Origin of the sequence: Streptomyces sp. NPDC005803 (assembly GCF_040630435.1) — a bacterium.
GTDB lineage: Bacteria > Actinomycetota > Actinomycetes > Streptomycetales > Streptomycetaceae > Streptomyces.
This window is the reverse complement of record NZ_JBEXXO010000058.1, coordinates 1-9,371: the sequence shown is the minus strand read 5'-3', so window position 1 is coordinate 9,371 and position 9,371 is coordinate 1. Positions and strand designations below refer to the sequence as shown.

The following is a 9,371-nucleotide window of genomic DNA, read 5'->3' as shown; positions in this document are numbered from 1 at the left end:
CGGGCGGCGGGGACGGCGCCCCGCACCCGCTCCACCACCTGACGCAGGTGCTCCGGAGTCGTACCGCAGCAGCCACCCACCAGGGACAACCCGTAGTCGCGTACGAATGCCTCCTGCGCGTCGGCCAGTTCCGATGCCGTCAGCGGGTAGTGCGCGCCGTCCTTGGTCAGTACGGGGAGGCCCGCGTTCGGCATCGCCGAGAGCGGGATGCGGGAGTGCCGGAAGAGGTAGCGCAGGTGCTCGCTCATCTCCGCCGGACCCGTCGCGCAGTTCAGACCGATCATGTCGATGCCCAGCGGCTCCAGCGCGGTCAGCGCCGCACCGATCTCCGAACCCAGCAGCATCGTGCCCGTCGTCTCGACCGTGACCGAGACGATGACCGGCAGGTCGAGACCCGCGTCCGTCCGGGCCTGGTGGGCGGCGACCACCGCGGCCTTGGTCTGCAGGAGGTCCTGGCTCGTCTCGATCAGGAGGGCGTCGGCGCCCCCCGTGATCAGGCCCTCGGCGTTGAGCCGGTAGGCGTCGCGGATCGTGCGGTAGTCGATGTGGCCCAGCGTGGGCAGCTTCGTGCCGGGCCCCATGGAACCGAGCACCCAGCGCTGCTGCCCGGTGGACGCGGTGAACTCGTCGGCCACCTCGCGGGCCAGCGCGGCGCCCTTCTCGGACAGTTCGCCGATGCGGTGGGCGATGTCGTACTCGCCGAGCGCCGCGACGTTGCAGTTGAAGGTGTTGGTGCCCACGCAGTCGGTGCCGACGGCGAAGTAGGCGTCGTGCACCGAGCGGACGATGTCGGGGCGGGAGACGTTGAGGATCTCGTTGCAGCCCTCCAGCTGCTGGAAGTCCTCCAGGGTGGGGTCCTGTGCCTGCAGCATGGTGCCCATCGCACCGTCGGACACCACGGCGCGCGTGGCGAACGCCTCGCGGAGAGCGGCGATGCGGGAGGCGGGGCCGGCGAGGTCCGTCATGCCGTGCCGCCCCAGGCCGGGGCGAGCTCGCGGGCTGCCACGGCGCCGTAGACCCGCTCGGCCGTCGCCGTGAGTAGGGCGCGGTCGACGCGATAGGTCTGGGAGCCGACCGTCGACAGGGCGGCCGAGGCCACCAGGCAGCCGAGCCGGGCGGCGGCGGCCGGCGGCAGGCCGCGGCTGAGCGCGGCGAGGAAGCCGGCCCGGAACGCGTCACCCACCCCCGTCGGGTCGGCGATCCGCGCGTCCGGGACGGCCCCGACGGTGAGCGGGGCGCGGCCCGCGCGGTCGATGCGCACCCCCTCGCCGCCCAGGGTGGTGACCCACGCGCCGACACGGGCGAGGACGTCGTCGCGGCCCCAGCCGGTGTGCTCCAGGAGGAGGGCCGCCTCGTACGCGTTGGTGAACAGCCAGCGGGCGCCGTCCACGAGGTCACGCACCTGCGGGCCCTCAAGGCGGGCGAGCTGCTGCGAGGGGTCGGCCGCGAACGGCAGGCCGAGGTCCCGGCACTCGCGGGTGTGACGGAGCATCGCGTCCGGGTCGTTCGGGCCGACCACGACCAGGTCGGGGCGCCGCCCCTCGCCGAGCACCCGGCCCAGGTCGATGTCGCGGGCCTCCTGCATGGCGCCCGCGTAGAACGAGGCGATCTGGTTGGCGTCCTGGTCCGTGATGCACATGAAGCGTGCGGTCCCGCGCCCGGCGGAGACCAGGACGGCCCCGGTGTCGACGCCGTGCTCCTTGAGCCACACCTCGTACTCGGCGAAGTCGCCGCCCACCGCCCCGACGAGCATCGGCTCCAGGCCGAGGCTCCCGAGGCCGAAGGCGATGTTGGCGGCCACTCCGCCCCGGCGCACCTCGAGCTCGTCGACCAGGAAGGAGAGGGAGACACGGGCGAGCTGGTCGGGGAGGAGCTGGTCCGTGAACCGCCCGGGGAAGACCATCAGATGGTCCGTGGCTATAGATCCTGTCACCGCGATACGCACATGAACTCCTGCACTCCTGTCGGTGGCCGGCGCCGGCCGGCCGGTCGTCCGGCCGCCGTCGGGCCGGATTCCTGGGGTTGTCAGATGCCCGCTGCGGTCTTGAGCGCCGCCGCCCGGTCGGTGCGCTCCCAGGTGAAGTCCGGGAGCTCACGGCCGAAGTGGCCGTAGGCGGAGGTCTGGGCGTAGATCGGGCGCAGCAGGTCCAGGTCGCGGATGATCGCGGCCGGGCGCAGGTCGAAGACCTCCGCGACGGCCTTCTCGATCCGCTCCTGGGCGACGGTGCCGGTGCCGAAGGTCTCGACGAAGAGGCCGACGGGCTCGGCCTTGCCGATCGCGTAGGCGACCTGGACCTCGCAGCGGGCGGCGAGGCCGGCGGCGACGACGTTCTTGGCGACCCAGCGCATCGCGTACGCGGCGCTGCGGTCCACCTTCGACGGGTCCTTGCCCGAGAAGGCGCCGCCGCCATGGCGGGCGTAGCCCCCGTACGTATCGATGATGATCTTGCGGCCGGTCAGGCCCGCGTCGCCCATCGGGCCGCCGATCTCGAAGCGGCCGGTCGGGTTGACCAGGAGGCGGTAGCCCTCGGTCTCCAGCTTGATCCCGTCCTCGGCGAGTGCGGCGATGACGTGCTCGACGACGTGTTCACGGACGTCGGGGACGAGGAGGCCGTCCAGGTCGATGCCCGCGGCGTGCTGGGAGGAGACGACGACGGTGTCCAGGCGCACCGGGTGGGCGCCGAGGTACTCGATGGTGACCTGCGTCTTGCCGTCGGGCCGCAGGTAGGGGACCGTGCCGTCCTTGCGGACCTCGGACAGCCGGCGTGCGAGGCGGTGCGCCAGCTCGATGGGCAGGGGCATCGAGGTGGGCGTCTCGTCGGTGGCGTAGCCGAACATGATGCCCTGGTCGCCGGCCCCCTGCTCGTCCAGCTCGTCGCCGCCGGAACCAGGGGTGGCGGCCCCGACGCGCTTCTCGTACGCCGTGTCGACGCCCTGCGCGATGTCGGGGGACTGGGCGCCGATGGACACGGAGACGCCGCAGGAGGCGCCGTCGAATCCCTTGGCCGAGGAGTCGTAGCCGATGGCGAGGATCGTGTCGCGGACGAGGGTGGCGATGTCGGCGTACGCGGACGTCGTCACCTCGCCCGCGATGTGCACCTGACCGGTGGTGATCAGGGTTTCCACCGCGACGCGCGAGGACGGGTCCTGGCGCAGCAGCTCGTCGAGGATGGTGTCGCTGATCCGGTCGGCGATCTTGTCGGGGTGACCTTCGGTCACGGACTCCGAGGTGAACAGACGGCGGGACATGTCTCTCCAGGGATGGTGGGTGGTGACGACGGTGGTGGTGAGGGTGCGCCGGGCCGCGGGTCAGTCGGTGCCGCGGAAGATCGACGGGTCGGGAGCGTCGTGCTCCTCCCCGGCGAGCAGCGCGGGCCGTACGGCGCCGGGGGCGAGGCCGGGTGCGTCCGGTGCGTCGTGCGGGCACACCGGGGCCTGCCGGGTGTGGTCGACGTGCTCAAGGGTGTCGGTGCTCATCTCTGCCTGTCTCTCGGTGGCTGCGGGACAACGCCGTACAGGACCCAGGTCTCCGATCGGGTTCAGGGCACGCGGACGGCGCCGCTCAGGGGCCGTGCGCGCCGCTCGGGGGGCGCCGCGTCCCTGGCGAGCAGGCAGTCCTCCAGGAAGCCGAGGGCCTTGAGGTGGTAGGTGCGGGCCGCCCAGCCGAGGCTGAGGTTGTGACCGGCGTCCGGCTGGAGGTCGATGACCGTGCGCGGCGCTGCCAGGGGCCGTCGCAGGGCTTCCAGGGCCTCGTCGTCGAACCGCCACCACTGCTCCTGCTCGGCGAACGTGAAACGCACCGGGATCCGCACCCGCCGGGCGATGTGCGGGTACATCCGGGGCCACAACGGGCCCTCCTGCGCTTCCAGTTCGGGTACCGGAGAGATCAGGTGGCGGCCCTGCCGGAAGGCGTCCGGGGGGTACAGCCGCAGCGGGCCCCAGTGCCGGCGCCAGTCCCCGTGACCGTTCTGGCCCGGGAGCTGGTCCGTCCGGACGGCGAGGCGGCTGCCGAGGCCGGAGATGTCCAGGCCGAGGAGGGCGTCGCCGCGCGCGTCGGCGGCCGCCGCCAGGGCGAGTTTGCCGCCGTTGGAGTGGGCCACGAGGAAGAGGCCCGCGCCGGTGTCGTGGGTGTCGGCGAACGAGGCGAGGGCGGCGTGCAGGGTCGACGACTGCTGCATCAGGGTCTGTCCGCGCGGCAGCGGCGAGGCCGAACTCCCGTATCCGGCACGGTCGATGGCGAGCACCGTGTAGCCGAGGCCGGCGCCGAGGTCGAGCAGGGACAGACCGGGGCGGACCCGGCTGTCGAAGTAGCCGGCCCGCATGCCGCCTCCGTGCACCGAGACCACGACGGCCCGCGGGGGGCCGGAGCGGGCGTGGGCGATCAGTCCCGACAACGGGATCCCGTCCGCGTCGAGGGTGATCTCGTCGACCGCGTCCGGAGCCGGCGTCCTCATGGCCTGACCGCGGCCGGCCACCGGGCGAGGCGGCGGCGCACCCGGGAACGGGCGGCGGTCCGGGGCCCGTGGGGGCGCGGCGGCGGGGGAGCGGTGCGGCCCGCGCGCGGGCCGGCGTCGAAGGCGCTCATCAGCGGTCGGTGTCGGCGCGCCAGCTGCGCGGCGTGCCGGTGCGGGAGCGGCGTTCGAGGCGGCGCCAGCAGGCGGTGCGGCGGTGACCCGGCTCCGCCTCCCCGTCCGGGTCGGCCAGGGCGGCCAGGCGGGAGAGCAGCACCGCGGTGACAGCGGCCAGTTCGGCGGCGTCGGGGTGGCCCTTCTCGATGCACAGGTAGGTGCCGGCAGGGGCGGTGGCCGTGCTCTCGGCAGTGTCTGCCGTGTCGGTGGTGTCTGCGGTGTCGGTGGTGCCTGCGGAAGGTGGCATGACGTCGTCGTCTCCATGCTCGTACGGAACGGGAAACGCGAACGCCGCGCGGGCTCGCCGGTCCGTCGGCGGGGGATTCACGAGGACCGGCGAGCGCGCGCGGCGAGCTCGGGTGGTGCGGTGGTGCGGTCGGGTCAGGCGGTCGGACCCAGGTCGCCGACGAAACGGCCGGTGAACAGGTCCTGGCCCTTGAACTCGGAGACCATCTGCGCCGGGGCCACGAACGGGCCGTCGGGCGAAGGCAGCTGCCCGACACCGCCGTTCGGACCGAGCGGCAGCAGGATCATCGGGAAGCCCAGCGGCTGGTAGGTCGCCTCGGGCTGCTCACCCTTGATCTGAGCGGTGATGTTCTTGGCGACGACCTCGGCGTGCTGCATCGCGTAGCCCGCCATCTTGGCCTCCGCGACGTCGGTGAGGTCACCGAGCGCGTAGACGTGGTCGTAGCCCTTGACGTTGAGGTTCTCGGTGACCGGGATCCGGCCCTGGGCGGTGAGGGTCGTGAGCTTGCCGTCGGTGAGGTAACCGCTGTTGGTGGTCGTCCCGTAGGCGCGGTACCAGACGTCGGCGGTGATCTCGTCGCCGCCGTCGGTGGTGACGGTGAACGAGCCGGCGCGGCCGGACTCGGTGCTCGGCTGCGCCGTCAGGCTCGTGCCGAGACGGACCTCGACGCCCAGCGCGTCCAGCTGGCCGCGCAGGTCCTCGACCACCTCGGGCTTGAAGCCGGGCAGCAGCTCCGTGGCCGGGTCGACGATGGTGACGTGCTTGTCCGGCCAGACCTCCTTGATCTCACCGGCGAGTTCGAGGCCCACCGGGCCGGCGCCGAGGACCAGCACCCTGTCGGCCTGCAGCAGTTCCTTGTGCGAGCGGCGGAAGTCGTCCAGCGCTTCGACGACGGTCTCGGAGGACGGGTTGGCCGGATAGGCGTACGAGGACCCGGTGGCCAGCACCACGTAGTCCGCGGCGACGTGCTTGCCCGAGGACAGGGTGACGCCGGTGGGGTCCACCGATACGGCGCGGTCCTGGATCACCGTGCCCTCGGTGAGCAGGGTCTTGAACGGGAAGAACATGTTGTTGGCCCACTCGGGCTGGGTCAGCGCGCGCAGCGATCCCGCCACGTTGACGAACGCGTCCCGCGGGTCGATGAGGACCACGTCGGCTTCGGACTGCAGCGCCTTGGCGACCGCTGCGCCTCCGTAGCCTCCGCCGACGACGGCGACTTTACGACTCATAATTCACGCTCCACAGAACAGGAAGACTGCATCGGGGTCTGATCAAAAACGCTACTGGTTCGCACTCCGAACCTCAACACATAAATCTTTCAAGAACTACAGATCTTTGTTAAGTAACTACAGAGAAATGTCAGCCCGTAAAAAAGCCGGACATATTCACGACAACGCATCACACCAGGTGAAGGCGCGTATGGTGCAAGCCCGCGTCTCGGTGAAAAATGAAGTTCCTGCTACGAACTTCCGTTGCCGGCTGATAGGCTGCGCGCGTGGCTAAGCGCGAAGAAGGTGACATGGGAGTGGTCACCGCACTGGTGCGGTCCTCATTCCTGGTGAATTCCCTGTACGCCCGGGCAAGCCGGGAGCACGGCCTCACACCGCAGCAGGGGCAACTGCTGTGCGTCCTGATGGCCCAGCCGTACGGCATGGGTGAACTGGGCGCGATGCTGGGGCTCGCCAAGTCGAGCATCACCGGCCTGGTGGACCGCACCGAGAACAACGGCCTGGTGCGGCGCGAGACGGATCCGCGGGACTGCCGCGCGGTGCGGGTGGCGCTCACCGTGCGCGGCGCGCGGCTCGCCGACCGCTTCTACACCGACGCGTGCCGCCGGATCGAGGAACTGCCGGCCGGACTCGGCGAGGAGCAGCGAGCGACGCTCGCCGGCCTGCTCGGCCGCGTGGTGCAGGACAACGACGGCCCCGTGGTCTTCGTGGAGCCCGGCCACGGGGCCGCCGCCGACGGCTGAACGCCGCCCGTACCGCTCAGGCCGCGACCAGCCGCTGGGTGAAGGCGAGCGCCGCGGCTTCGAACTGGAGGGCGGCGTGCGAACCCGCGGCGTGGACGTCCCGCCAGATCCGCTGCATCCCGTGCGAGGTCGCCTGTCCGCGGGTCCCGGTCACATGGAAGAGCCGGTCCACCGCGCCGACGAGGAGTTCCACCGCCAGCGTGCTGTCGCGGTGGCTGCGCACCGCCGCCCCGTCCTCGCCGAGCCGGCCCCGGTCCGCCGTCCCGGCGACCCGCGCCAGCAGCAGGGCCGCCGCGTCGATCTCGCCCGCCGCGCGGGCGTAGGCGATCCGGTGCGACTCCCGGGCGGCCGACCGGGCCCCGCTCGGCTGCTTGCCGAGGTGTTCCCCGACCAGGCGCAGCGCGGCGCGGGCCGCGCCGAGGACCGGAGCCGCGAAGGTGAGCCCGTTCACCGCGAACAGCGGTGCGGCCTGGGCGGTGGTCCCCGGCTCCGGGAGGTTGCCCAGGCGCATGTCGTCCCAGACGAACGACCGGTGCTCCGGTACGAACGCCTGCTCCACGACCAGGGTGTGGCTTCCGGTGGCGCGCATGCCCAGTGTCGACCAGCTCTCCTGGTGGGTGAACGCGTCCTTGGGCACGGCGAACACCCGCACGGAGCGGTCGCCCTCGCGCGGCGGCGCGGAGCTGAGCAGTGCCCAGTCGGCGAACTCGACCCCGCTGACGTAGAGCCACCTGCCGGCGAGCGACCAGCCGCCGTCCACCGGCTCCGCCCGGACGCCGGCCGCCACCATCGAGCTGACCAGCCGGGTGTCGGGGCCCTTGGCCCAGATGTCCTGTCGCCCCTCGTCGGGAAGGTAGGCGCTGAACCGTCCGTTGTACGCCCACAGCGAGGCGAGCCAGGCGGCGGACGCGCATCCTTCGCCGATCGCGGCGACGGCCCGCGTCACCGAGTCGAACGAGGCGTCGGCGCCCCCCTGCGCGAGCGGTGCGAAGCCGCTCGGGAAGCCCGCCGCGGCCAGCGCCTCGGCCGTCGCCGGGGCGAGGCGCCCGGCCACGTCCGCGGCCACGGCGCCCTGTCCGGCCGCCGCCACCCCGGCGGCCAGGGCCTCCCCGTCGGGCCAGATCGTGCCGTCGTCGCTCATGACCGCTCCCTGATGTACTCGATCTCACTGAAGTAGAGCGCGACGCCGGTGGCCAGCTCGTCCACCACGGACGGCTCCTTCGGGGCGTCGGCGAAGGCGCGGAAGCTCTTCCCGTCGGTCCACTGGGCGTACTTGATCACGTACTCGCCGGACAGGCTCCGGTGCACGGCATGGGACACGTAGCCCGGTGTCGTCGCCAGTTCCGGCGGGTCGCAGGTCATCTCAGCGAGCACGGCGGCCTGGTCCTCGGGCGCCGACCTGACGACGATCGCCACGGTGAACCAGCGCTTGTCGAGGGAGATTTCGGGCTCCGGGTCCCAGGTGTGGACGACCTCGCAGGGGATGCTGTCCAGGCGGGACACGTCGAGGGCGCTGCCGAGCCGGCCCCGGGTGGCGCCCTCGCTCATGAACGCGTCGTACGCTTCCTGGCTCTCCCACTGCGCGTAGTTGAGCACCGAGGCCCCGTCGAGGCCGCGATGGAAGTTGCCCGACACCAGCCCCGGCTGGACGTCGGCGGGCGGCAGGCCGCGCCACTGGTCGAACAGCACCTGCTGCGCGTCCGGCCCGTCGGTGTGAAAGATGTTGAACAGCGTGAAGAAGCCGTCCTTCACCCTGATGGAACTCATGTGGTCTCCCTGGTTCAGGCGGCGTACGGGCGCACGGTGCGGGCGTCCTTGAGGGCGGAGGCCCACCACTCCAGCTTTTCGAGCATGACCTTGGCGGGGACGGCGGCGTCGGGTGCGCGCAGAGCGCCGTCCTCGCCGATGTGCTGCCACACGCCGTGGAAGCTGACGGTGTCGCGGATGGTGGTCGCGTGGAGTTCCGCGAACACCTGGCGCAGTTGCTCGACCGCCCGCAGGCCGCCGGAGAGTCCGCCGTAGGCGACGAACGCGACCGGCTTGGCCTGCCACTCGGTGCGGTGCCAGTCGATCAGGTTCTTCATCGGGGCGGTGAAGCTGTGGTTGTACTCCGGAGTGATCACGACGAACGCGTCGGCCGAGGCCAGGCGCTCGGCGACGGCCGCGAGCAGACCGGCCGTCTCGGCTCCGGGGTCCTGCGTCAGCGACAGCGGCAGCTCGATGTCGGCCAGGTCCAGCACGTCGACGTCGTACATCGCGCTGGCCTCGGCCTCCTCGACGAACCAGCGTGCGACGGCCGGGCCCGTGCGGCCCACGCGGGACGAACCGATGATCACGGCAAGGCGCAGTGTTTCCTCGGGCATGACTTTCCTTCCTGTGAGCCAGCAGCCAGACATGACGAGCGGGGCGGGCGCGGGGCGCGGGCCGGCCTCAGGCCGACGACGGCGACGACCATGTCGGTCGCGAGCCTGGACTCGTCGAAGGAGAAGAAGGCCGGGCCGAAGGGGACCCCGACGCTCAACGT

11 protein-coding genes are annotated in these 9,371 nt (G+C 72.0%); 1 reads left to right on the top strand and 10 read right to left on the bottom strand.

What is annotated here, in order from left to right; genetic code table 11:
- The 7 genes from ABZ454_RS38390 to ABZ454_RS38360 form a co-directional block, all read right to left on the bottom strand.
- A partial coding sequence (locus ABZ454_RS38390) for a homocysteine S-methyltransferase family protein (RefSeq protein WP_359544059.1) occupies positions 1 to 965 on the bottom strand: 965 nt, incomplete at its 3' end.
- Positions 962 to 1,945 carry a carbohydrate kinase family protein gene (locus ABZ454_RS38385; protein WP_359544058.1) on the bottom strand — a complete coding sequence of 328 codons (984 nt, stop codon included), beginning with the start codon at positions 1,943 to 1,945 and terminating at the stop codon, positions 962 to 964. The genes ABZ454_RS38385 and ABZ454_RS38390, both read right to left, overlap by 4 nt.
- An 80-nt stretch (positions 1,946 to 2,025) precedes the next feature.
- Positions 2,026 to 3,249, bottom strand: coding sequence for a methionine adenosyltransferase (metK, locus tag ABZ454_RS38380; RefSeq protein ID WP_359544057.1), 1,224 nt, complete (start codon positions 3,247 to 3,249; stop codon positions 2,026 to 2,028).
- A 60-nt stretch (positions 3,250 to 3,309) separates the two neighbouring features.
- Positions 3,310 to 3,477 carry a hypothetical protein gene (locus ABZ454_RS38375; RefSeq protein ID WP_356325777.1) on the bottom strand — a complete coding sequence of 56 codons (168 nt, stop codon included), beginning with the start codon at positions 3,475 to 3,477 and terminating at the stop codon, positions 3,310 to 3,312.
- Positions 3,478 to 3,539: 62 nt separating this feature from the next.
- Positions 3,540 to 4,454: an alpha/beta hydrolase gene (locus tag ABZ454_RS38370; RefSeq protein WP_359544056.1), complete on the bottom strand. Its 915-nt coding sequence runs from the start codon at positions 4,452 to 4,454 to the stop codon at positions 3,540 to 3,542.
- Positions 4,455 to 4,584: 130 nt separating this feature from the next.
- On the bottom strand, positions 4,585 to 4,875 hold the full coding sequence (locus ABZ454_RS38365) for an acyl-CoA carboxylase subunit epsilon (protein ID WP_356325781.1): 291 nt from the start codon (positions 4,873 to 4,875) through the stop codon (positions 4,585 to 4,587).
- Positions 4,876 to 5,009: 134 nt separating this feature from the next.
- Positions 5,010 to 6,104, bottom strand: a complete 1,095-nt coding sequence (locus ABZ454_RS38360) for an FAD-dependent oxidoreductase (RefSeq protein ID WP_356325783.1) — start codon at positions 6,102 to 6,104, stop codon at positions 5,010 to 5,012.
- Between the two features lie 290 nt (positions 6,105 to 6,394).
- On the opposite strand from ABZ454_RS38360, the gene ABZ454_RS38355 reads away from it, so the two are divergent.
- On the top strand, positions 6,395 to 6,847 hold the full coding sequence (locus tag ABZ454_RS38355; protein WP_356325791.1) for a MarR family winged helix-turn-helix transcriptional regulator: 453 nt from the start codon (positions 6,395 to 6,397) through the stop codon (positions 6,845 to 6,847).
- A 16-nt stretch (positions 6,848 to 6,863) separates the two neighbouring features.
- Here ABZ454_RS38355 and ABZ454_RS38350 read toward each other — a convergent pair whose 3' ends face one another.
- The 3 genes from ABZ454_RS38350 to ABZ454_RS38340 are packed head-to-tail and all read right to left on the bottom strand — an operon-like array spanning position 6,864 to position 9,210.
- Entirely contained in the window at positions 6,864 to 7,988 is a 1,125-nt protein-coding gene (locus ABZ454_RS38350; protein ID WP_359544055.1) for an acyl-CoA dehydrogenase family protein, read from the bottom strand.
- Positions 7,985 to 8,614, bottom strand: coding sequence for an antibiotic biosynthesis monooxygenase (locus tag ABZ454_RS38345; protein ID WP_356325787.1), 630 nt, complete (start codon positions 8,612 to 8,614; stop codon positions 7,985 to 7,987). The genes ABZ454_RS38350 and ABZ454_RS38345 overlap by 4 nt, the downstream gene beginning before the upstream one ends.
- Positions 8,615 to 8,628: 14 nt before the next feature.
- Entirely contained in the window at positions 8,629 to 9,210 is a 582-nt protein-coding gene (locus ABZ454_RS38340) for an NAD(P)H-dependent oxidoreductase (protein ID WP_356325789.1), read from the bottom strand.
- Between the last annotated feature and the right edge of the window lie 161 nt (positions 9,211 to 9,371).

Bases quoted from the DNA above. Each gene is read 5' to 3' on its own strand.
- ABZ454_RS38340 (WP_356325789.1), bottom strand. From the start codon at position 9,210: ATGCCCGAGGAAACACTGCGCCTTGCCGTGATCATCGGTTCGTCCCGC.
- ABZ454_RS38360 (WP_356325783.1), bottom strand. From the start codon at position 6,104: ATGAGTCGTAAAGTCGCCGTCGTCGGCGGAGGCTACGGAGGCGCAGCG.
- ABZ454_RS38370 (WP_359544056.1), bottom strand. From the start codon at position 4,454: ATGAGGACGCCGGCTCCGGACGCGGTCGACGAGATCACCCTCGACGCG.
- ABZ454_RS38375 (WP_356325777.1), bottom strand. From the start codon at position 3,477: ATGAGCACCGACACCCTTGAGCACGTCGACCACACCCGGCAGGCCCCG.
- ABZ454_RS38345 (WP_356325787.1), bottom strand. From the start codon at position 8,614: ATGAGTTCCATCAGGGTGAAGGACGGCTTCTTCACGCTGTTCAACATC.
- ABZ454_RS38365 (WP_356325781.1), bottom strand. From the start codon at position 4,875: ATGCCACCTTCCGCAGGCACCACCGACACCGCAGACACCACCGACACG.
- ABZ454_RS38355 (WP_356325791.1), top strand. From the start codon at position 6,395: ATGGGAGTGGTCACCGCACTGGTGCGGTCCTCATTCCTGGTGAATTCC.
- ABZ454_RS38350 (WP_359544055.1), bottom strand. From the start codon at position 7,988: ATGAGCGACGACGGCACGATCTGGCCCGACGGGGAGGCCCTGGCCGCC.
- metK (WP_359544057.1), bottom strand. From the start codon at position 3,249: ATGTCCCGCCGTCTGTTCACCTCGGAGTCCGTGACCGAAGGTCACCCC.